18 protein-coding genes are annotated in these 21,156 nt (G+C 72.1%); 8 read left to right on the forward strand and 10 right to left on the reverse strand.

Annotated features, from left to right (window positions below):
• Window positions 1–16: 16 nt before the first annotated feature.
• Window positions 17–208: a hypothetical protein gene (locus tag P8A20_RS15640; protein WP_147963995.1), complete on the reverse strand. Its 192-nt coding sequence runs from the start codon at window positions 206–208 to the stop codon at window positions 17–19.
• 371 nt (window positions 209–579) lie between these two features.
• Here P8A20_RS15640 and P8A20_RS15645 point away from each other — a divergent pair, with 371 nt between their 5' ends.
• Window positions 580–2,673: a HelD family protein gene (locus P8A20_RS15645; RefSeq protein ID WP_147963996.1), complete on the forward strand. Its 2,094-nt coding sequence runs from the start codon at window positions 580–582 to the stop codon at window positions 2,671–2,673.
• Between the two features lie 66 nt (window positions 2,674–2,739).
• On the forward strand, window positions 2,740–4,692 hold the full coding sequence (locus tag P8A20_RS15650) for an APC family permease (protein ID WP_147963997.1): 1,953 nt from the start codon (window positions 2,740–2,742) through the stop codon (window positions 4,690–4,692).
• Window positions 4,693–4,709: 17 nt separating this feature from the next.
• On the opposite strand, the gene P8A20_RS15655 is transcribed toward P8A20_RS15650, so the two are convergent.
• The 3 genes from P8A20_RS15655 to P8A20_RS15665 form a co-directional block, all read right to left on the reverse strand.
• The gene (locus P8A20_RS15655) at window positions 4,710–7,070 is read right to left on the reverse strand and encodes an MMPL family transporter (RefSeq protein ID WP_147963998.1); all 2,361 of its coding nucleotides are present in this window, start codon (window positions 7,068–7,070) and stop codon (window positions 4,710–4,712) included.
• A gap of 146 nt (window positions 7,071–7,216) precedes the next feature.
• Entirely contained in the window at window positions 7,217–7,906 is a 690-nt protein-coding gene (locus P8A20_RS15660; RefSeq protein WP_306103697.1) for a copper homeostasis protein CutC, read from the reverse strand.
• Window positions 7,907–8,083: 177 nt separating this feature from the next.
• The gene (locus P8A20_RS15665; protein WP_371606771.1) at window positions 8,084–9,472 is read right to left on the reverse strand and encodes a lipase family protein; all 1,389 of its coding nucleotides are present in this window, start codon (window positions 9,470–9,472) and stop codon (window positions 8,084–8,086) included.
• A 370-nt stretch (window positions 9,473–9,842) separates the two neighbouring features.
• Between P8A20_RS15665 and P8A20_RS15670 the strand changes: the two genes are divergently transcribed.
• From P8A20_RS15670 to P8A20_RS15685, 4 genes are all read left to right on the forward strand, one after another.
• A complete protein-coding gene (locus P8A20_RS15670; protein WP_147961504.1) occupies window positions 9,843–10,754 on the forward strand; it encodes a helix-turn-helix domain-containing protein in 912 nt (303 codons plus the stop codon).
• Between the two features lie 126 nt (window positions 10,755–10,880).
• On the forward strand, window positions 10,881–11,936 hold the full coding sequence (locus tag P8A20_RS15675) for an aldo/keto reductase (RefSeq protein WP_147961503.1): 1,056 nt from the start codon (window positions 10,881–10,883) through the stop codon (window positions 11,934–11,936).
• 180 nt (window positions 11,937–12,116) lie between these two features.
• Complete coding sequence (locus P8A20_RS15680) at window positions 12,117–13,262, forward strand: alkene reductase (RefSeq protein WP_261988843.1); 1,146 nt, start codon at window positions 12,117–12,119, stop codon at window positions 13,260–13,262.
• On the forward strand, window positions 13,259–14,239 hold the full coding sequence (locus P8A20_RS15685; RefSeq protein ID WP_147961501.1) for a helix-turn-helix transcriptional regulator: 981 nt from the start codon (window positions 13,259–13,261) through the stop codon (window positions 14,237–14,239). Before P8A20_RS15680 ends, P8A20_RS15685 begins: the two co-directional genes overlap by 4 nt.
• Window positions 14,240–14,288: 49 nt before the next feature.
• Here P8A20_RS15685 and P8A20_RS15690 read toward each other — a convergent pair whose 3' ends face one another.
• The 3 genes from P8A20_RS15690 to P8A20_RS15700 form a co-directional block, all read right to left on the reverse strand.
• Window positions 14,289–14,657, reverse strand: a complete 369-nt coding sequence (locus tag P8A20_RS15690) for a nucleoside triphosphate pyrophosphohydrolase family protein (RefSeq protein WP_147961500.1) — start codon at window positions 14,655–14,657, stop codon at window positions 14,289–14,291.
• Window positions 14,658–14,897: 240 nt separating this feature from the next.
• A complete protein-coding gene (locus P8A20_RS15695; RefSeq protein ID WP_147961499.1) occupies window positions 14,898–16,010 on the reverse strand; it encodes a DNA alkylation repair protein in 1,113 nt (370 codons plus the stop codon).
• Window positions 16,011–16,021: 11 nt separating this feature from the next.
• Entirely contained in the window at window positions 16,022–16,321 is a 300-nt protein-coding gene (locus tag P8A20_RS15700; RefSeq protein ID WP_147961498.1) for a hypothetical protein, read from the reverse strand.
• A gap of 405 nt (window positions 16,322–16,726) precedes the next feature.
• Here P8A20_RS15700 and P8A20_RS15705 point away from each other — a divergent pair, with 405 nt between their 5' ends.
• Complete coding sequence (locus P8A20_RS15705; RefSeq protein ID WP_147961497.1) at window positions 16,727–17,566, forward strand: helix-turn-helix transcriptional regulator; 840 nt, start codon at window positions 16,727–16,729, stop codon at window positions 17,564–17,566.
• Between the two features lie 155 nt (window positions 17,567–17,721).
• The gene (locus P8A20_RS15710) at window positions 17,722–18,771 is read left to right on the forward strand and encodes a saccharopine dehydrogenase family protein (protein ID WP_147961496.1); all 1,050 of its coding nucleotides are present in this window, start codon (window positions 17,722–17,724) and stop codon (window positions 18,769–18,771) included.
• Window positions 18,772–18,910: 139 nt separating this feature from the next.
• Here P8A20_RS15710 and P8A20_RS15715 read toward each other — a convergent pair whose 3' ends face one another.
• Genes P8A20_RS15715 through P8A20_RS15725 form a run of 3 tightly spaced genes read right to left on the reverse strand, consistent with a single transcriptional unit; the run spans window position 18,911 to window position 21,149 of the window.
• Entirely contained in the window at window positions 18,911–19,771 is an 861-nt protein-coding gene (locus P8A20_RS15715; RefSeq protein ID WP_147961495.1) for a 5-oxoprolinase subunit C family protein, read from the reverse strand.
• A complete protein-coding gene (locus P8A20_RS15720) occupies window positions 19,768–20,403 on the reverse strand; it encodes a 5-oxoprolinase subunit B family protein (protein WP_306103698.1) in 636 nt (211 codons plus the stop codon). The genes P8A20_RS15715 and P8A20_RS15720 overlap by 4 nt, the downstream gene beginning before the upstream one ends.
• A complete protein-coding gene (locus tag P8A20_RS15725; protein ID WP_147961630.1) occupies window positions 20,400–21,149 on the reverse strand; it encodes a LamB/YcsF family protein in 750 nt (249 codons plus the stop codon). Before P8A20_RS15725 ends, P8A20_RS15720 begins: the two co-directional genes overlap by 4 nt.
• Window positions 21,150–21,156 lie beyond the last annotated feature (7 nt).

Below are 21,156 nucleotides of genomic sequence, written 5' to 3' on the forward strand. Positions count from 1 at the left end.
CGGAGCCCGGGAGGGCTCAGCGGTGGCGGCGGACGACGCCCGCCTCCTCCGCGTACTCGCCGAGTACGGCCACACCGAACGCGGTGCGTGCGAAGACGGACACGGCGCGCACCGCGTCTCCCAGGCGGTGGTTGCGGGGTCGGCCGGTCGCCGCGGTCGCGCCGTGCGCGGGGCCGGTCCTGTGCGGGTTCAGGTAAACGGTGCTCATGCGTTCCATGGTGCTCCGGCCGCCCCTGCCTCCGCATCGGTCTGCGGGCCGAAGCGCGCGGGCGCCGGTATCGGCCGGAAGTCGCATGCCCTCCCCTACGGGAGGGACGGGGGCGCCGGCCCGTAATCCGCTCGCCCCCGGGGGCCCGGGTCGATACAATCGCCGGTCTGCCCGCCTCCCGAACCGTGGTACCGGCCAGCCCTTCCGAGCGGCCGGCAGCCGGGGGAGCGCCGCCGACCGGACGGAAACCGGCCGACGACTACAGCCGCACGCGCCCAGCCGCGCGTGCGCGTCTGCGTGTGAACGTCCCCGAGCGGACCGGGCGGTGAGCCCTGTCCGCCGTCCTGCGTCGAAAAGCCGGAGGCAACACCGTGCCCGCGCACGAAGAGTCAAGCAATCCACTGGTCAAGGAGCGGAACCACCTCGCCGCGTCCCGTACCGCGCTCCGCGCCATGCGCGAGGACGTGCAGGCCCTCGACATCCGTGACGTCACGGCGAACTGGGTCAACGCCGCCGTGCTGCAGGCCCAGATCGACGACCGCATCAAGGCGCTCGCCGATCTCTCCCACACCCCGCTGTTCTTCGGCCGCCTCGACTACCTGCACGAGGTCGGCGCGGAGAAGGCGGAGGGCGTGTCCGCGGGGGCGGCGCGCGGCGCCCCGGCCGGGGGTGGCGAGCAGTTCTACATCGGGCGCCGCCACGTCCACGACGCGCACGGCGATCCCATGGTCATCGACTGGCGGGCGCCGGTCTCCCAGCCGTTCTACCAGGCCTCCAGGAAGAACCCGCTGGACGTCGACCGCCGCCGCCGCTTCGGCTACACCGGGGGCGAGCTGACCGCGTACGAGGACGAGCACCTCACCGACCCCGCGGAGACCGAGCAGACCAGCAAGCTCCTCCAGGCGGAGATCGAACGGCCCCGTGTGGGCCCGATGCGCGACATCGTGGCGACGATCCAGCCCGAGCAGGACGAGATCGTCCGCAGCGGGCTCGGCGGGACGGTCTGCGTCCAGGGCGGCCCCGGTACCGGCAAGACCGCCGTGGGCCTGCACCGGGTGGCGTACCTCCTGTACGCGCACCGCGAACGCCTCGCCCGCACCGGCACCCTCGTCGTCGGCCCGAACCGGTCGTTCCTCCACTACATCGAGCAGGTCCTGCCCGCGCTCGGTGAGCTGGAGGTGCGGCAGGCCACCGTCGAGGACCTGGTGGCGGCGCGCGTCGAGGTGCGGGGCACGGACGGGTCCGCCGCCGCCGTGATCAAGGGTGACGCCCGGATGGCCGATGTCCTGCGGCAGGCGATCCGCTCCCATGTGACGCCCCCGGCGGAGCCGGTCGTCGTGGTGCGCGGCTCCCGCCGCTGGCGCGTCCCGGCGTACGAGGTCGAGGAGATGGTCTCCGAGCTGCTGGCCCGCGACATGCGGTACGGCGCCGCCCACGAGGCCCTGCCGCAGCGCATCGCGCACGCCGTGCTCGTGCGGATGGAGGAGGCGGGCGAGGCGCCGGACGACCGGGTGCAGAACGCGGTGGCGCGCAATCCCGCGGTGAAGGCGGCCGTGAAGGCGGTCTGGCCGGCCGTGGACCCGGCGAAGCTCGTGCTGCGGCTCCTGACGGACGCGGACTTCCTGGCCGCGCACGCGGACGGGATCCTCACCGACGAGGAGCAGAAGCACGTCCTGATGACCAGGCCGGCCCGCAGCGTGAAGGCGGCGAGGTGGACGGCGGCGGACGCCGTCCTGATCGACGAGGCGGCCGACCTGGTGGCCCGGACGCACTCGCTGGGCCATGTCGTCATCGACGAGGCCCAGGACCTGTCCCCGATGCAGTACCGCGCGGTCGGCCGCCGCTGCTCGACCGGCTCGGCGACGGTGCTCGGCGACCTGGCGCAGGGGACGACACCGTGGTCGACGCGGAGCTGGGAGCAGGCGCTGTTCCACCTGGGCAAGCCGGACGCCGTCATCGAGGAGCTGACGGCCGGCTTCCGTGTGCCGCGCGAGGTGATCGCGTACGCCTCCCGGCTGCTGCCCGCGATCTCCCCCGGCCTCGCCCCCGTGGAGTCGGTGCGTGAGACGCCCGGCTCCCTGGTGGTGCGGGAGGTGGCGTCCGCCCAGGAGCTGGACGCCGCGGTCGTCGCCGCGTGCGAGGAGTCGCTGCGCCAGGAGGGGTCGATCGGCCTGATCGCGGCCGACGCCCGCGTCCCGTCCCTGTCCGCCGCCCTCGCGGCGGCCGGTCACAGCTGCCTCTCCCCCGGTGAGGAGACGACGGCGGAGTCCCGGCTGACACTGGTCCCGGCATCGCTGGCGAAGGGGCTGGAGTACGACTACGTGGTGCTGGACGAACCGGCGGCCGTGGTGGACGGCGAACCCGACGAACGCACGGGCCTGCGCCGCCTGTACGTCGCGCTGACCCGTGCGGTCTCGGGTCTCGTGGTGCTGCACGCCGCGCCGTTGCCCCAGCAGCTCGGCTGACGCCGGACGAGTGTCCGCCCGTGGCGCCTGTCCGGCCCCCGGGCGGGCACCCGTTGTGATGAGGGGATGACCCTCGACCGGCCGGCGTACCGCGTCAAACGGCGTCTCCTCGGGAAGCCGCTCACCACCGAGCACATCAGCGACGAGAAGCTGGGCAACAGGACGGCCCTCGGGGTGCTGGCCTCCGACTGCATCAGCTCGTCGGCGTACGGCTCCGAGGAGATGCTGCGCGTACTGGTGCCGGTCGTGGGGGCCGCCGCCTTCACCCTGATCATGCCGGTGACCGGCGCGATCCTGCTGGTCCTCATGCTGCTGACGCTCTGTTACAGCGACGTCGTCACCATCTACACCCGGGCGGGCGGCTCCTACGTGGTGGCCCGGGAGAACTTCGGGCCGAACGTCGCGCAGATCGCGGCCGTGGCCCTGCTCGTCGACTACATCGTCACCGTCGCGGTCCAGGTCTCCGCCGGGACCAACGCCCTGATCTCGCTGGCCCACCTGGCCGGCGACAACTGGACGGGCCTGGACCATCTCCAGCTGCCGGTCTCCGTCGCGGTGATCGTCCTGCTCGCGTACGGGAATCTGCGCGGTATCCGTGAGGCGGGCCGGATGTTCGCGCTCCCCGCCTACCTCTTCATGGCCGCCATCGGGCTCGTGCTCCTCGCGGCGGCCGTGCGCGGGCTCACCGGTGAGCTGCCGCACGCCGACCTGCTGGCAGAGGGGGTGGTCCCGCTGGGGACCCCGGGCGACGGCTGGCTCTACGGTGCCTCGCTCTTCATCGTGCTGCGCTCCTTCGCCAACGGCGGCTCGTCCCTCACCGGGCTCGAAGCGATCTCGAACGGCATCTCGGCGTTCCGCGAACCGCAGGGCCGCAACGCCCGGCGCACCCTCGTCGCCATGAGCTGCGTGCTCGCCGTGCTGGTCCTGGGCGTGTCGACGCTGGCCCACTTCACCCACGCCGTCCCGTACACCGACGGCACCCCGACCGTCATCGCGCAGGAGGCCCGGCTCGTGTTCGGTGAGGGGCCGCTGGGGACGGCCGGGCTGGTCTTCGTCCAGCTGTCGACGGCCCTGATCCTCTACACCGGCGCCAACACCCCCTTCACCGGCTTCCCCTTCCTGGCCAGCTTCGTCGCGCAGGACAGGTTCCTGCCGCGGCTGCTGACCCGGCGCGGGCACCGGCTCGCCTTCTCGAACGGCATCATCGCGCTCACCGTCGTCTCGCTGGCGCTGCTGCTGGTGACCGGCGCCAGCGTGGACAAGCTGGTGGCCCTGTACGCGATCGGCGTGTTCACCGCCTTCACCATGGCCGGGGCCGGTCTCACCGCCTACCACCTGCGCCGGCGCGAGCGGCTGCGCAGGCTGAAGATCACGGTCAACGCGCTCGCGGCGGTCATCTCCGCGGCCGTGGTCCTGATCTTCGCGGTCACGAAGTTCACCGAGGGCGCCTGGCTGGTCGTGGTGATCTTCCCGCTCGGGGTCTGGGCGCTGACCCGGATCAACCGGGAGTACCGGCACGAGGCCGCCGCGCTGGAGCGGCTGCCCATGGGCGCGGACCGGCCGCGCGCCCGCCGCCACCAGGTGTTCGTCCTCGTCGAGACGCTGGACCTGGCCTCGCTGAAGGCCCTGCGGTACGCCCATGAGCTACGGCCCGACGCCGTCCGGGCGGTGCACTTCGCGATCGACGAGGCGTACGCGCGGCGGCTGTCCGCGTTCTGGGAGAGGACGTCGGCGACCTCGGTGGCGCTGGAGCTGGTCGCCTGCCCGGACCGCAGGCTGCGTCACGCGATGCGGGAACTGGCCGCCCGCACCACGGCGGACGGGGAGACGTCGCTGACGGTGCTGGTGCCCCGGCGGATGTACGCGAACGCCCTCGGCAAACTGCTCCACCGGGGCACCGGCGAGAAGATGGCCCGGGCGCTCGGTCAGCTGCCGCACGTCGCGGTGACGATCCTGCCGTTCGACGCGTCACGCGCCCTGCGGGTGCTGGAGTCGGGCCAGGCGCCCCCGCTGGACTGACGAGGCGTACGCCCGCGTCACGTGCTCCCGGACGCCTTGCTTCCGGACGCCTTCGTCCCGTCCGCCGTCCCGGAGCCCTCCGCGTCGAGGTGCGGCAGGATGCGGTCCAGCCACCGCGGCGTCCACCACGCGGCGCGGCCGAGCAGGGTCATCACCGCGGGCACCAGCAGCAGCCGTACGACGGTGGCGTCGATGAGCACGCTGACCGCGAGGCCGAGGCCGAGCATCTTGACGACGATGTTGTCGCTGATGATGAAGGCCGCGAAGACGCTGACCATGATCAGGGCTGCGCAGGTGATGACCCGTGCGGTGATCTCCAGGGCGTGCGCGACGCTCGCCTTCGGGTCGTTCGTGGCCAGCCACGCCTCGTGGATCCGGGTCAGCAGGAAGATCTCGTAGTCCATGCTGAGGCCGAAGACGATGGCGAACATCATCATCGGCACGTAGCTCTCGATGGGGACGTCGCCCGAGACGCCGAGCGCGGGACCGCCCCAGCCCCACTGGAAGACGGCCACCACGACCCCGTACGAGGCCGCGATCGACAGGACGTTGAGCAGGGCCGCCTTGACGGCGACGAGCAGCCCGCGGAACACGGCCAGGATGACGAGGAAGGCGAGCCCGACCACCACCGCGATGATCAGCGGCAGCCGGCTGGAGACGATGTCCAGGAAGTCGACCTGGCCGGCCGTCGTGCCGGTCACGTAGGTGTCCGCCGCGGTGCCGTGGACGGCGTCGGGCAGGACGTCGTCCGACAGGTGGTTGACCAGGCTCGTGGTCCGCGCGTCCTGCGGCGCGGCGACGGAGTAGGCGGTCGCCGTGAGGACGTCCCCGTCCTGGGTGGCGGTGAGCGGGGTGATGAAGGCCGCGTCGGGCACCTTGGACAGGGACTGCTGGGCCTGGCTCTCCAGCGCGCTCCGGTCGCTCTGCGGGACCGCGCTCTGGTCGATCACGAGCGTCAGGGGGCCGTTCGAACCGGGGCCGAACGCCGAGGTCATGAGGTCGTAGGCGCGCCGGTCGGTGAAGGACTTGGGGTCGGCGCCGTCCCCGATGTGCCCGAGCTGGATGAAGAGGACGGGGAAGGCGAGGACCGCCAGGACGACGACCCCGCCGGCCAGGAACCACCACGGACGGCGCTCCACCCGCTGCGCGTACCGGTGCCAGGTGCCGTGCGTCGTGGTCGTCCGCGTCCCCCGCTCCGGGCCCGGCGGCGGAACCGGCCCGGCACCCGGCTTCGCGTCGGGCCGTGCTCCGTCCTGCGCCCCGGGGTCCGGGCCCGGCTCCACCTCGGCGACCGGCTTGCGGACGTGGATCCGGTCGATGTACCGCCCGGTCAGCCCGAGCATGGCGGGGACCAGGGTGAGGGCCCCGAGCACGGCCGTGACGACCGTGACGGCCGCCGCGACGCCCAGCTTGCCGATGAAGCCGATACCGGAGACCCACAGCCCGCAGAGAGCGATGATCACCGTGCACCCGGAGAGCAGCACGGCCCGTCCGCTGGTAGCCGTGGCCGCACCCGCGGCCGCCACCGGATCACGGCCGTCCATGAGGTTCTGGCGGTGCCGGGTGACCAGGAACAGGGCGTAGTCGATGCCGACACCGAGCCCGATCATCGTGGCCAGTGTCGGTGACACGGTGGCGAAGGTCGTCGCCGCGGCCAGCAGTCCCAGCAGGCCCAGCCCGCAGACGACACAGATGAGGGCCGTGATCAGCGGAAGCAGGGCCGCCAGGAGACTGCCGAAGCCGATCAGCAGCACCAGGACGGCCACCCCGAATCCGATGGCCTCGCTGACGCGGTCGTTCGCCTCGGGCCGGGCCAGCTCCCCCAGCGAACCGCCGTACTCCACCTCGGCGCCCGCCGACCGGAGCGGCTGCACGGCGGAGTCCACGCCGTCGAGGTACCCGGACCCGAGGCTGGAGGGCTGCTCGCTGAACCGGACGGTGATGTACGCCGTCTTCCCGTCCGAGGAGAGCGGGCCCACGTCCGGTCCGCCGGTGCTGCCCGTCGCGGTCAGCGGGTTCTGGGCGGACAGCACGTCGGGCAGTTCCTGCAAGCTGCCGACCACCGTCGACATCTGGCTGCTCAGCCCGCTGAGGGGCTTGTCCGCGTCGTGCACCACCACCTGGCTGCTGTAGCCGCCGGCCGAGGGGGCGTGCTTCTCCAGGACGTCGAGGCCGTCCTGCGACTGGGTCCCGGGGATCGCGAAATTGTCGGAGTAGTCGCCTCCGTAGGCGTGCTGCACGGCCTGGAGGGCGACGAGCGCGGCGATCCACAGCACGATGACGACCACGAAGTGGCGCGCGCACCACGCCCCGGCCGTGTGCAGCACCCCCGCCCGGCGCGCGGGGGTGCCGGAGCGGGCGGGCTGCTGGTGCGACATGTGAACTCCGGGGCGGGACCGGGCGACTGGACCGCTCAGCAGCATTCAAAGCCGGTCCCGCCCCCGGGGCACTCCGGGGTGGGAGAACGGGTGACCCTCGCCCCCGCCCCGGCCTCTTCCCGGCCTCTTCCCGCCCCGGGCGCCCGTCAGCCGTCGAGGGCCGCGCGCCACTCCCGTACCGCCGCGACGTCCACCGGTCCGCTCCAGCCGCCGGGGCGTGCGGCCCCTCCGATGTGGAAGGCCTCGATGCCCGCGGCGCGCAGTCGCGGCAGGTGGTCCAGGCGCAGCCCGCCGCCCACCATGATCTGCGGTTCGTAGCCCGGCAGCTCGGCGCGCCCCGCTTCGTCCAGCAGGGTGTCCATGCCGGCGTCGACGCCGTTCGGCGACCCCGCCGTGAGGTAGGTGTCCAGGCCCGGCAGGTCGGCGAGGTGCTTGCGCAGCACGTCGCGGTCGGCGGCGCGGTCGATGGCGCGGTGGAAGGTCCACGGGCAGCCGTCCAGCTCGGCGACGAGCCGCTCGACGGCCACCAGGTCGGCGTGCCCGTCCTCGTCCAGGAAGCCCAGGACGAATTCCCCGGCGCCCGCGGCGCGCAGGGTGCGGGCCTTCTCCACCAGGACGTCGATGTCTCCCGCCGCGAACCCGTCCGCGACCCTGAGCATGACCCTGAGCGGGATGTCGACGGCGGACCGGATGCTCTCGAAGACCTTGAGCGGGGGCGTCAGACCGTCGGCCGCCATGTCGGTGACCAGTTCGAGGCGGTCGGCACCGCCTGCCTGCGCCGCGACCGCGTCCTCCGCGTCGAGAGCGATCACCTCCAGGACTGCACGGTTGCTCATGGTGTTCCATTCCCTCGGAGCGGCTGCGGACTACAGGTCTAGTCCAATAACCAGACTACGGGTCGGTCACCCGGGGCGCAGCTCTCCATGTGAACGTGTACGTGAAGAAACGCGAGACCGCGGCGGCGTCCACGGATCGGACGCGCCGCGGCCCCGGAGGTCACGTGCGGGAGGAAGTCAGGGCTGGACCGGCATCGACCAGCAGTTGGAGTACGCCTTCTTGCCGGAGAGCCGGTCGGTCATCCAGGAGATGGCGGCACCCTGGTCGGTGAGGTAGGGGGCGAGGTGGTTGGTGAGGATCTTGTCGCCGAGGTTGGGCAGCAGGACGGCCTCGTACGTCACGTCGGCACCCTTGCGGCACCAGTCCACCGCGAGCTGCCTCGCCTGCTCGTGCCCGACGATGTCGTCGTGCACCCCGGTCGCCAGCCGCACCGGAGCCGTGGGCTTCAGGTTGCCGATGCGCTGCCGGGCCAAGACCTCCTGGAGCTTCGGTTCGGCCGCGATGACGTCGGCGATCGGCTTTCCGTTCGCGGTCCACCTCCTGCTGTCGGTGAAGCCGTGGCCGAGGATCGCGTCGCCCACGCACATGGTCGAGGTGTCCTTCAGCGCGGCCTTGCCGACGTCGTTGGTGTTCGCGTCGACGACCGCCTTCAGGGAGGGGTCGGACTGGACGAACCCGTTGATCGACCAGCCGAGCGCACCGGCCAGGGCGCTGCCGTCGATGCCCTTCATGACCTCGGTGAGGTCGGCGGGCGGAGCCCCCGCGTAGGTGCCGACCAGATTGACGTCGGGGGCGTACGAGGACTGGAGTTCGGCGGCCGAGGCGCTGGCCCCGCCGCCCTGGCTGTAGCCGTAGAGGCCGACGCGTGAGGCGGAGGTGACCGACGCGCCGGTGACGGAGCGGGCGGCGCGCGCCGCGTCCAGCAGGGCGTGGCCCTCGTCGACCCGGTCGACGTAGGTGTGGAGCCGGTCGGTCGCGCCGAGGCCCACGTAGTCGGTGACGACGACGGCGGCACCGGCGGCGAGGAGGCGGTAGACCGCGAGGTTGTCGTAGCCGATGGACACCGTGCCCTGACCGACGGTCAGCGGGTGCTGGAGCGACAGCGAGGGAGCGCACTGGTCACCCTGCCCCATCGTCCCCGAGGCCAGCGCCACCAGGGGCCGGGAGCCGCCGCCCTTCCACGCGGCGGCCGGTTCGATGTACGCGCCGGTGACGGCGACGGGCCCACCGCCCGCGTCGGTGGACTTGTACATCAGCCGTGTCGCGGTGCCGGGCAGCCGACGGCCGTCCAGGCCGGGGAGGCTCAGCCCGAGGGGCAGCGGCTCCGTGCGGACGAGGGACCCGTCGGCGGCGGGCAGTCGCGCCGGCGGGGTGTAGAAGGCGGGGATGGTCACACCCCGCGATACCACCGGTTCCGACGAGGCGGAGCCGGTTGCCGACGCCGGTACGGCCGACGCGCCCAGACACGCGGCGGCGGCCACCGAGGCGGCGAGCAGGCGACCCGCGCGGCGTCCCCGCCGACGGGGTTCCGGGAGGTGGGGTTCCGGGAGGTGGGGGGCGTTCATGATCGAGCTCGAACGGGTGATCTTGCGCGGGCCCACGGCTCACTCCTCGCTCTGCTCCGATGAAGGGTGAGCGCAAGCTAGCACCAAGGCGTTACCCGAGGTAACTCACCGGTAAGTTACGCTTCGGTAACGTGCCCGGTGGCTGCGCATCACATTCACCCGGAGACCGCCGCGGCCGGCACGACGCGGCCCGGTGTCCGGATGCGTATCGGTACCTGGGTGCGGCACACCCAGGAAGTCACGCCCTTCCAGGGAACGTGCACGGCGAGCAGAGTGCCGGACAGAGGCGCAGCCCGTGCGGGGGCGCGCCCGCGCACTGCGCATCGTGGCGGTGGGCGGAGATCCGGCACCGCACACCTGGAGAGCCGCAATGCGTATGCGCGTGCCCGCCGTACCTGCCCGCGACACCGGGCGGACCGCCGGAAGCGAGGGGGACGCGTCGGACAACGCGCTCGGTGAATACCTCCGCCGGTGTCGCGCCCGCCTGGATCCGTCATCGGCCGGCCTCCCCGTCGTCGCACCGGACCGCCGGGTCGAGGGACTCCGCCGGGAGGAGATCTCCTTCCTGACGGGAGTCAGCGCGGACTACTACGGCCGGCTGGAGCAGGGACGCGAGCGGAATCCCTCGGTACGGGTCGTCGAAGCGCTCAGCCGGGCGCTCCAGCTCGACCCGGACGGGCGCGGTCGGCTCTACCGTCTCTCGGGCATCAACCCGAGCCTCGGTCCGGACAGCATGCCGGCGCGTGTGCATCCGGCGCTGCTGAGGCTGCTGGAGGATTCGTCCCCGGCAGTGGCGTACGCGCTGAGTCCCTGTCTCGACGTCCTGGCGGTCAGCCGGCGGGCGCAAGCTCTGCTGTCTCCCCTGGGCAGTGAATCGAACCTGGTCCGGGCCCTGTTCACCCATCCGAAGGCGCGTGCGTTCTTCGCCGAATGGCCCCTCGCCGCTGCCGCCACCGTGCACACGCTGCGCCGCAACGCACTCCGGTGCCCCGACGACATCGACATCACGGACCTGGTCGCCGAGATGTCCGCCCGGTCAGCGGATTTCAACGGTATGTGGGAGAGCGGCAAGGAGGCTGATCTCCACCGCGCGTACGGCACCGTCGTCCATCCCGATGCCGGGCGCGTGGAACTCACGTACACGTCTTTCAGCCGGCCCGCAGCCCCGGGGCAGCTCCTGCTGGTCGGAGCGCCCTCGGCCGGAAGCCGCAGCGCCCAGGCCCTCACCTATCTGACGGCGATGAGCGCTCTCCCCCGAGGGCCACTCCCACGACACGCGTGACGCACCCCGGTCCGTGCCCAGCCTGGGTGTGGGGCACCCAGGCTGATGGAGCCTCCCTTGTCGGAGAGGTATCGGGAAGTGTGGTGGGCGCAAGCACTCCGCTGCGCAGCTCGACAAAGGAATGTCATGTCTCTTGATTCGTATCGCACGCTCGGCCGCTCCGGTCTGCGGGTCAGCCCCCTGGCCTTCGGTGCGATGACCTTCGACGACGGCAGCTGGGGTTCGGCCCCGGAGACCTCGTTCGGCCTGCTGGACCACTATCTCGACGCCGGCGGCAACTTCGTCGACACCGCGAACATGTACAACGGCGGCGCCTCGGAGGAGACGCTGGGCAGCTACTTCGCGCGACGGCCCGGGCGCCGTGACCGCATGGTCCTGTCGACGAAGTTCGGTGGCAGCATGGCGGCCGACGACCCCAACTCCGGCGGTGCCGGGCGCAAGGCGATCCGTGCCCAGCTCGATGCCAGCCTGAAGCGGCTGAACACCGACTACATCGACCTGTACTGGATGCACCAGTGGGACCGTCACACCCCCGTCGAGGAGACCCTGTCCACCCTCACCGATCTGGTGCGGGCGGGGAAGATCCACGCCATCGGCCTGTCCAACGTCCCGGCATGGTGGGTGGCGGAGGCCGCCACCGTCGCCCGGCTGCGCGAGTGGGAGCCCGTTGCCGCGCTGCAGGTGGAGTACTCGCTGCTCGCCCGCAGCGTGGAGGGAGAGACCTTCGGCGCGGCCCGGCGTTTCGGTCTCGGCGTCACGCCGTGGTCCCCGCTGGCCAGCGGCGCGCTGTCCGGCAAGTACTCGCGCGACACCACCGAGGTGGCGGGCTCGGGACGCGCAGCCTATGCGGGGGCGCACCTGACCGAATCGACGTTCGTGCTCCTGGACGCGCTCAAGGAGATCGCGGAAGGGCTGGAGACCACGGTCGCGGCAGTGGCACTCGCCTGGGTACGTCAGCGTGCGGAGGTCACGTCCACGCTGGTGGGTGCTCGCACCCACCAGCAGCTCCTCGCCAACCTCGCCTCGCTCGAGGTGACGCTCACCGAAGAACAGATCGCCGGACTCGACGCGCTCACGGCTCCCGCCCTCGACTACCCCCACCACATGATCGACTCCATGGTCGGCTTCCAGCAGGGTGACACCAGCGTCAACGGGCTGGCCGCCAAGGCATTCGTCCGCTGAACGCTCTCGGCGCGGCACCGGCGGTGCGGTGGCGCAACCGGCCGCGATGCGGGCGGATTCCCGCATCCGGCCGCGCCACCGCGCTGCGTGGTCTGCGCCTGCCCGGTGTGCGTGGTGTCCTGACCCGCTCGGCCCGGCATCAGCCCGAACAACTACTCCTCCCGGAGGGAAGCCGTGTCGGTGACGTCTGTGTCCGCTTCATCGGGTCCGTCTCTTTTCGCGCCTGTCGCACTCGGAGACATCGAACTCGCCAACCGCGTCGTGATGGCCCCACTCACCAGGATGCGGGCGGGCGCCTCCGGCGTCCCCGGTGACCTGATGGCCGAGCACTACCGACAGCGGGCTTCCCTTGGACTGATCGTGACCGAGGGGACCTACTGCAGCCATGAATCCCAGGCCTTCGTCGGTCAGCCGGGCATCGTCACGGATGAGCAGGTGGCCGGCTGGCGGCGAACGGCCGCGGCGGTGCACGCCCGCGGCGGCCGCATCGTGATGCAGATCGTGCACAGCGGCCGGGTGACCCATCCCGACGTCAACGGCGGACGCCCGGTCCTGGCGCCCAGTGCGATCGCGATCAATGGCGCGGGGCACACGGAAAGGGGCAAACAGCCCTTCCCGGTGCCGCAGGCCCTGACCACCGCGGAGGCCGGATCGGTCCTCGCGGATTTCGTCGCCGCCTCCCGGCACGCGATCGAGTCGGGCCTGGACGGAGTGGAGATCCACGCCGCCAACGGCTATCTGCTGCACCAGTTCCTCTCGCCGGCCTCCAACCGGCGCACCGACATGTACGGGGGGCCGCCCGAGAACCGGGCCCGCTTCGTCGTCGAGGTCGTGACGGCGGTGGCACGAGCCGTCGGCGCCGGGCGGGTCGGACTTCGGATCTCGCCGCAGCGCAACATCCACGACGTCCTGGAGACCGACCGGGACGACGTCCTCACCACCTACGGCCATCTGCTCGACCGGTTGCGCCCGCTGGGCCTGGCCTACCTGTCCATCCGCCACGAGGACCTGGGCGGCACGCTGGTGCAGGAGTTGCGTCGCCGTTTCGGCGGCCGGCTGATGGTGAACAGGGGCACCTCTCCCATGACCACACGCGAGGAGGCGATGGAACTGATCGAAGGCGCTCACGCAGATGCCGTGGCAGTCGGCCGGGCAGCCATCGCCAATCCGGACCTGGTGGAACGCTGGCAGGGCGAGCACCCGGAGAACGAGCCGCGCCAGGAGCTGTTCTACACATCCGGCGCAGAGGGGTACACCGACTACCCGTTCCTCGGCGTGCCGGTGCGTGTGGCGGAGCAGCGGACACGAGGACGGGACGGGCGATGATCGCTACCTCCGCACGGCTGCTGCGGCTGGTCTCGCTGCTCTCCTCCAGACCCACGTGGTCCAACGCGGATCTGGCCCGGCACCTGGACGTCACCGACCGCACGGTGCGCCGGGACATCGACCGGCTGCGCGAACTCGGCTACGGCGTCGAGTCGGTCCCCGGCCCGGGCGGCGGCTACCGCTTCGGCGCGGGCAACCGCATGCCACCACTGAGCCTGGACGACGACGAGGTGTTCGCCGTGGCCATGGCGCTGCGGGAAGCAGCGCAGGGCGCGGCACTCGGCGCGGATCCGGCGGCCCTGTCGGCTCTGCTGAAACTCCGCCAGATTCTGCCCGTCCGGATGGCCAGGCGCCTGGAGAGCCTGGACGCCACCGTCGAACACACCCCGCGCTGCGAGTCTCCCCGGGCCTCCGCGGATGTGCTGTTGCTGCTGGCCTCCGTGTGCCGGGCATCCGAACGCGCCACGCTCACCTACCGCGACACGCACGGCATCACCACGGTCAGGTGCGTCGACCCTCACCGTCTGGTCCACACCGGCGTCCACTGGTACTTCGTGGCCCGCGACGTCGAACGCTCGGCCTGGCGGACCTTCCGCGCCGACCGGGTGGTCGACGTCGAGTCCACCGGCGAGGTGGTCGACCTGAGCGACGCCCCGGACGCGGCTCAGCTGGTCTCCGACACGATCACCCGCACCGGCTACCCCTTCTTCGCCCGGGTACGGCTTCCGCTGTCCTTCGACGACGCCCGCCGGCTGGTGGCACCCATCGTCGCCACCCACGAGTCCGAAGGACCGGACCGGACGATCATCACCGTCGGGGGATCCGACCCCGACCAGCTCGCCGGCTACCTGCTCAGCCTGCGCACGCCCCTGGAGGTCCTGTCCCCCGACAGCGTCCGCGAAGCACTGCTCGCCCGCATCGACACCCTGCACCGCGCGAATGACGCGCCTCCGCCGGAAACCGAGCGGCAGACATGACGTCCGTCGGGTATCCGTCACCGGCTCGGACCGGGCCGCGCGCCTGCTCTCATGCGCCCATGCCACGCAGGGTCCGCTCCAGACCGGCGTCGATGCGCTCCATGGTGGCCGCGTAGGCCTCCGGCATGTCGACGTCGAGGCGGTCGGCGAGGACGAAGACCCACCACAGGCATTCGGCCAGCTTGTGCCGCAGCTCGGCGTCCACATCACCGTCGATGCCCCAGGTGCGTTCGGCGGCCAGGACCAGACGCCCGACGTAGGCGGCGTCATTGGTGAAGCCGACCGCGAGTTCCGGCAGGGTCCAGGTCCTGCCCAGAACTCTCTGTTCGATCTTCTCGTACCGGGCTCGGACCTCCAGGGCCCTGTCATCCGCCTCTTCGAGTCCGGCCTTGTCGTCGCGTTCCCGCGTCTCGCTCATCCTGATTTCCTCTCGGACGGATTTCGTGTCATCGACGACGCTAGAAGCAGATGCGGTCGATTTTGGTCCTGGTCTGTTCGTGGGTGCGTCGGATGTGCCGGCACATGGATGACATGCCGAGCGCGGCGGCGTTCGGGGTGTTCATCGGGCGTCCGAGCGCGAGGTCATTGGTACGGCCCCGCTGCGAGGCAGGTCCTGGCCGGTGGTGCGATGAGGACGGTGTGCCTCCCCCGCTGGAGGTCAGGGAGCGTCAGGGGATGTCAGGTCGAAGTCGGCACGGGGCGACTCGACTCCGTTGATCTGGAGGGAGACCGATTGGCGGCCCGGGTAGTAGCGGCGTGTGGTGATCGGCCGGAAGGAGTGCTCGCGTTCCACCTGGATCCGTTCGTCCGGAGCCAGGGTGCGGGTGGTGAGCTTGAAGGTCTTGCCGGTCTGTTGCCCGTTGGCCTTGCGGTGGTGCACGACGTAATCGATCGTGAGCCTCGCCGCGGCATCGCCGATGTTGCGGATCGCCGCCGTGAAGCGGACCGTTCCGCCGAACGGGACGGTCTCCCGGTCGAGATGAGGTCCGTCGACCTCCAGGGCTGCGGGAGCGAAGCCGAGCAGTTCCAGAGCACCGGGGTGGCCGCGCTTGACGAGGGTGCGCAGTCCGTGGCGCACCAGGCGTTCGGTGGTGGCCGCCGGGTGGTTCAGCCAGCGGCGGGCCGTGTCGACGACGACCTCGGGGTGGTCACGGCTGAGGTCGTTGAGATGGTTGGCGACCGAGCGGCGCACGTACTCGCTCTCGTCCCGGTAGAGGGCGTCCAGAACGGGCACGGTCGCTCCGGGGCGGGCCAGGATGTGCGGGACGCGGACCGACCAGGGCAGGTAGGGGCGTGTCCCTTCGGAGGCGAGCCTGCGCACGTCGGCGTCGGGTGAGCCGGTCCAGCCGCCGACGATGGTGTCGAGGGCCCGGTCGAGATCGTGTCGGAGCAGGGTCCGGACGGCGAATTCCGAGGTCAGACGCCCGGTGAGGCTCGCCAGCAGTTCCATCGCGTCGTCGAAGGCCGCCGGCTCGTTCTCCTGGACGGCACGGGTGGCGAGGGCGCTGGTGACCGGCCAGATCAACCAGCCGGTGAACTGTGCGTCCTCCCGGGCGACGCGCACGGTGCGCGCCAGTGTTGCGTAGTCGCCCGGAAGATCGGCGAGCAGCGCGTCGCGCAACAGGTCGGCGCGCTCGCGCAGGGCCAGTGCGTCGATCCGTGAGGGCGCCGCGCGCAGCGCCGTGAGTTCGGCGTCCGGGGCGGCGGCGTGGATCGCGCGGGTGAGGCTCCGGGCGGTGTCACGGCTGATGAGCTGGTCTGCGAAAGGCATGAGTGGGTTCCCTATGCGACGTGCAGCGTCCTGGTGATCTGCCAGTCCACGCTGCCGTGGTCGATCGTGGCGTGGACGGGGGAGTCCGCCATCTCTCCGGTGATGCCGGCCGCGCCGGCCCGCGCGTGGGGCAGGCTGTCGTAGGCGACGACGTCGATGATGCGTCCGTCGTCGGTCTCGACGATACGTCGCCACAGGAACCCGGGCCGCCGACGGAGGTAGGTGTCGATGTCGGCATTCGCCTCGACGAAGTCCTCGGCGGTCCGGCCCGCGGCGGGTCGCAGGGTGGTGATCTCAAGTGTCTCGGCCATGATCTGTTCCGTTCTCGTGGCGTGATGTCGTCCGTGGAGACCACACTCGCCGAAGGGGCGGCGAAGAGGGAGGCTGTGTGAGGGTGGGTGTGCCGCACCCTGCGAGGGCCTGGCCCGTGGCGCGTACCGCCCCGGTGGTCGGCGTGGCGGGGTGGATCGCATGCGGTACCGCGCTCCCTGCCGTCAGCCGCAGGGATTGCCCGCGGGCAGGGGCTCGCAGGCGGGATGCCCTGATCTGCTGCGGGACGGGGCGACGGCCGCGGGACCCGGACGGTCCCGGCTCGGTGCGCGACCACCTGATGCGGACTGCGCGTACCGTCCTGGCTGAGGGACGCGGAGCCTGGCAGCACCGGTCGCGCCGTCACCCCCTTCCGCCGTTACCCCCACCAGCCAGTAGGTCGGAAAATGCAGCAAGCCCAGAACGAACTCGGCGCCTTCCTGCGTGCGAGCCGCGCCCGTACCGAGCCCACCGACGTGGGCCTGCCCCCCGGCGGCGGCAGCCGCAGGGTGAAGGGGCTGCGCCGGGAGGAGGTGGCCGTCCTGGCCGGAATGAGCTCCGACTACTACGCCCGCCTGGAGCAGGGGCGTGAGCGGAACCCCTCGCCGCAGGTCATGGAAGCGGTCGGACGGGCGATGCGGCTGACGCCGGATGCACGCACCCACCTCTTCCGGCTTGCGGGCCTGCATCCGGCGCTCACCTCTGCCGCGGACCGCGACCTGGTGCACCCGTCCCTGCTCCACCTGCTGGACGCCTTCCCGGCGGCCGCCGCCTACGTGCTGAGCCCCGCCTTCGACGTCCTGGCCAAGAACGACGTGGCCGCAGCCCTCCTCGCGCCCTTAGACGGCACCCCGAACATGGTCCGCGTGCTGTTCCGGCATCCCCGCGCACGCGAGGTCTTCGCCGAATGGCCCACGGTGGCGCGCGCCACGGTGCATGCGCTGCGGCTGCACGCGGGCAGGTTCCCCGACGACCCGGACATCACCGGCCTGGTCGCCGAGCTGTCCGAGGCGTCGGAGGAGTTCCGGGAACTGTGGCAGGACAACGAGGTGGAGAACCTGACCCGCGCGTTCAAGGTGTTCGTGCTCCCGGAGATCGGCCGCATCGAACTGACCTACCAGACCTTCGACGTCCATGACGCCCCCGGGCAGCAGCTCCTGGTCGGTGTTCCCGAGCCCGGCAGCGCGAGCGCCGCGGCGATCGAGTCCCTCCGAGCACCGGCCGAGCGCGGCGCCGCCACCGCGTGATGCCGCGTCTGCGGAGCAGCGCAGGAGCGGAGGTGGGACGAGGACCGTAGCTGTCCGGATCTGCTCCTAGCCTGGATGAGAGGCACACACCGCCGGGAGTCGAACTCCTCGGCCGGGCCCTCCCCTTCATCCGTACGTCTCACAGGAGCACCCCCATGGCAGCCACCCCCCGCCTGCTCGTCTACGGAGCCACCGGCTACACCGGCAGGCTCGTCGCGGAACACGCCAAGGAGTCGGGCCTCGACGTCGTCGTGGCAGGCCGCAACCGGGAGCGTGTCACCGCGCTGGGCGAAGAACTCGGGGTCGAGAGCCGCGCGTTCGCCCTCGACGACCCGGAGGTCCTGCGCGCCGCGCTCGACGGCATCACCGTGGTCCTGAACGTCGCAGGCCCCTTCCGCCACACCGCGCGCCCGCTGATGGACGCCGGTATCGACGCCGGCGTGCACTACCTCGACACCACCGCCGAGTACGACGTCTTCGCCGCCGCACGCTCCCGGGACACCGCGGCGAAGGCCGCCGGCGTGATGATCATGTCCGGCGTCGGGTGGGACGTCGTTCCCAGCGACAGCGTGGCCGCCCACGCCGCGGCACGCGTCACCGACCCGGTCAGTCTCCGCCTCGCCCTCAAGCTCCTCAGTGCCACCGCCGAGGAAGCGGAGGGCCTGAATCTCTTCTCCCGCGGATCCATCATCAGCGCGACCGAGGGCATCGGTGACCTGGGCTCGCTCGTCCGCACCGACGGCGACATCGTCGCGCTGCGGGAACCGAAGACCGCCTCCTTCGACTTCGGCGACAGCGGCCCCGAGGAAGCCGTTTCCGCATCGATGGGCGACCTGGTCACCAGTCACTTCGCCACCGGAATCCCGACCATCGAGGTCTACGTGCAGGCCGGGCAGCCACTGCCCGTCGACCTCGACCTCTCCGCCCTGCCCGACGGTCCCACCGCCGAGGAACGGGAAGTGGGCCGCAGCAAGGTAGTCGCCGAGGTCACCGGCCGGGACGGCAGCGTCGCCCGCTCCATCATCGAAACGCCCACCGGTTACCGGTTCACCCAGCTGTCGTCCGTGGAGATCGCCCGCCGCGTGCTGGCAGGCTCCTTCACACCGGGCTTCCAGGCACCTTCCTCCGCCTACGGCCCCGAGATCGCCCTGGCGATCGCTGACACACGGATCGTGGACGTCCGGGACAGCACGTCCACGCGGTGACCGGGCGGCGGCCTCAGCTCCACGGACGGTCGGTCGCCGGGCAACCGGTCGGACCCTGCCCACCGCGGCCTCGGGGAGCCGGAGTTCGGGCACCGGTCACCTCCTGACGGCCGATGTCCCCGGGTCCCCGCCACACCCGTCACGCGCGGACGAACCGCACAGGAGTACCCGGGACCGCCTGCGCCGCCCCCGCCAGCGCGGATTCCGCGACGACACCCACGACCGGGTAACCCCCCGTCGTCGGATGGTCGTTGAGGAACACCACGGGAAGCCCGTCCGGCGGCACCTGGACCGCGCCCAGCACCATGCCCTCGCTGGGCAGTTCGCCACCCCGCGCACGGCGCAGGGCGGGGCCCTCCGTACGCAGCCCGATGCGGTTGCTCCGCTCGGAGACCCGGTACGCGGCCGTGGTGAGGGTGTGCAGCGCCTCGTCCGTGAACCAGCTGTCGCGCGGTCCCCTGTGCAGCGGCAGCACCAGCTCGGCGGGTGCGCCCGGCCAGGGCACCGGGCCGGCGCCCGGGACGTCGCCCGGCCGTCCCAGCGGCAGGACGTCCCCCTCGCGCAGGACCGGCGGGCCGAGCCCCGAGAGCAGGTCGGCGGATCTGCTGCCGAGCACCGGTTCGGGCACCAGACCGCCCGCGAACGCCAGGTATCCGCGCACTCCGTGCACCGCGGGGCAGGCCTCCAGCACCGCTCCCGCCGGCACGCGGACGGGTGCGCCCCACGCGGCGGGGCGGCCGTCCACCGTGACCCGGCACGACGCCCCGCCGACGACGGCCCACACCGGCCGGGTCCCGGTCACCCGGACCGCGCACCCGGTGAGCGTGGTCTCCAGCACCGCCGCGTCCGGTTCGTTGCCGACGAGCCGGTTGGCCAGCCGGCGGGCCGGGCCGTCCAGTGCCCCGGCCCGGGGCACACCGAGGTGTGCCCAGCCGGTGCGGCCCTCGTCCTGCACGGTGGTCAGGGCGCCGGCCCGGACCACTTCGATCACCGCGCTCATCCGCGCACCTCCGCCGGCACGAAGCGCACCCGGGTCCCGGGGCCGAGCAGCGCCGCCGGTTCGCGTCCCGGGTCCCAGAGCGCCTCGGGCGCGGGCATCCGCCCGATGAGCTGCCAGCCGCCGGGCGACGTACGCGGATAGACCCCGGTGTACGGGCCGGCGAGGGCCAGCGCGCCGGCCGGTACCCGGGTCCGTGGTGTGTTCCTGCGCGGCACGCTCAGGTGTCCCGGCAGTCCCGTGAGATATCCGAAGCCGGGCGCGAATCCGCAGAAGGCGACCCGGAATTCCGTGCGGGCGTGGATGAGCGGCACCTCGTCGGCGGCGACCCCCCAGGCCTCGGCCACGTCGGCGAGGTCGGGGCCGTCGTAGACGACGGGTATCTCGACGGCCGCCCCCTCACCCCTGTCCAGCGGCGGCACGGTCCACGACCTCAGCCGTCCCGCGAGCGTGCGGTCCTCGACCCCGTCCAGCAGCACGGTCCGGGCGCCGGGGACGATCTCGCGTACGACGGGGAGTTCTCCGGCGGCCCGGCGGCGGAGGAGTTCCGCGTGGAAGGCCTCCACCTCCTCGCCGGAGGCCAGTTCCACGAGCAGGGCGCGGGGCCCGGCCTCCAGCACCGTGACGCCGCTCACGCGAACGCCCTCACACGGACGCCGGCTTCCTCCAGCGCCGCACGGACCCGCAGGGCGATGGCCGCCGCCCCGGGGGTGTCGCCGTGGACGCAGAGGGACCGGGCCCTGACGGCTATCCGGCTCCCGTCCACCCCGGTCACCGCCCCGTCGAGGGCCATGCCGACGCTGCGGCGCACGACCTCGTCCGCGTCGTGCACCACGGCTCCCGGCTCGCCACGTGGCACGAGCGTGCCCTGCGGGGTGTACGCGCGATCCGCGAAGGCCTCCTCGACGGCGGTCAGGCCCGCGGCCTCCGCGTGGGCGAGCAGTCGCGAGCCGGGCAGCCCGAGGACCGCCGGACGACCGCCCGCGAGCAGCACGCCCGCGACTACGGCGGCGGCCTGCTCCTCGTCCCGGACGACCCGGTTGTAGAGGGCGCCGTGCGGCTTCACGTAAGAGACCGTGGAACCGGCGGCCTCCGCGAAGACCCGCAGGGCGCCGATCTGGTAGGCGATCTCGGCGGTCAGCTCGGCCGCCGGCACGTCCATGGAGCGGCGGCCGAATCCGGCGAGGTCGCGGTAGGAGACCTGCGCCCCGATGCGCACCCCCCGCTCCGCCGCCGTGTCGCAGACCCGCCGCATCACGGAGGCGTCGCCCGCGTGGAAGCCGCAGGCCACGTTGGCGCTGGTGACACAGGCCAGCAGCGCCTCGTCCTCGGTGAGGGTCCAGCGTCCGAACCCCTCACCCAGGTCCGCGTTGAGGTCCATCGGCCGC

The sequence above is a fragment of the Streptomyces sp. Alt3 genome, from assembly GCF_030719215.1.
Classification (GTDB): domain Bacteria; phylum Actinomycetota; class Actinomycetes; order Streptomycetales; family Streptomycetaceae; genus Streptomyces; species Streptomyces glycanivorans.

What these genes read in the sequence shown, in the direction of transcription:
- P8A20_RS15715 (WP_147961495.1), bottom strand. Translation starts at nt 19,771, where the DNA reads ATGAGCGCGGTGATCGAAGTGGTCCGGGCCGGCGCCCTGACCACCGTG.
- P8A20_RS15640 (WP_147963995.1), bottom strand. Translation starts at nt 208, where the DNA reads ATGAGCACCGTTTACCTGAACCCGCACAGGACCGGCCCCGCGCACGGC.
- P8A20_RS15705 (WP_147961497.1), top strand. Translation starts at nt 16,727, where the DNA reads ATGCAGCAAGCCCAGAACGAACTCGGCGCCTTCCTGCGTGCGAGCCGC.
- P8A20_RS15655 (WP_147963998.1), bottom strand. Translation starts at nt 7,070, where the DNA reads ATGTCGCACCAGCAGCCCGCCCGCTCCGGCACCCCCGCGCGCCGGGCG.
- P8A20_RS15670 (WP_147961504.1), top strand. Translation starts at nt 9,843, where the DNA reads ATGCGTATGCGCGTGCCCGCCGTACCTGCCCGCGACACCGGGCGGACC.
- P8A20_RS15660 (WP_306103697.1), bottom strand. Translation starts at nt 7,906, where the DNA reads ATGAGCAACCGTGCAGTCCTGGAGGTGATCGCTCTCGACGCGGAGGAC.
- P8A20_RS15650 (WP_147963997.1), top strand. Translation starts at nt 2,740, where the DNA reads ATGACCCTCGACCGGCCGGCGTACCGCGTCAAACGGCGTCTCCTCGGG.
- P8A20_RS15690 (WP_147961500.1), bottom strand. Translation starts at nt 14,657, where the DNA reads ATGAGCGAGACGCGGGAACGCGACGACAAGGCCGGACTCGAAGAGGCG.
- P8A20_RS15685 (WP_147961501.1), top strand. Translation starts at nt 13,259, where the DNA reads ATGATCGCTACCTCCGCACGGCTGCTGCGGCTGGTCTCGCTGCTCTCC.
- P8A20_RS15710 (WP_147961496.1), top strand. Translation starts at nt 17,722, where the DNA reads ATGGCAGCCACCCCCCGCCTGCTCGTCTACGGAGCCACCGGCTACACC.
- P8A20_RS15675 (WP_147961503.1), top strand. Translation starts at nt 10,881, where the DNA reads ATGTCTCTTGATTCGTATCGCACGCTCGGCCGCTCCGGTCTGCGGGTC.
- P8A20_RS15725 (WP_147961630.1), bottom strand. Translation starts at nt 21,149, where the DNA reads ATGGACCTCAACGCGGACCTGGGTGAGGGGTTCGGACGCTGGACCCTC.
- P8A20_RS15665 (WP_371606771.1), bottom strand. Translation starts at nt 9,472, where the DNA reads ATGAACGCCCCCCACCTCCCGGAACCCCACCTCCCGGAACCCCGTCGG.
- P8A20_RS15695 (WP_147961499.1), bottom strand. Translation starts at nt 16,010, where the DNA reads ATGCCTTTCGCAGACCAGCTCATCAGCCGTGACACCGCCCGGAGCCTC.
- P8A20_RS15700 (WP_147961498.1), bottom strand. Translation starts at nt 16,321, where the DNA reads ATGGCCGAGACACTTGAGATCACCACCCTGCGACCCGCCGCGGGCCGG.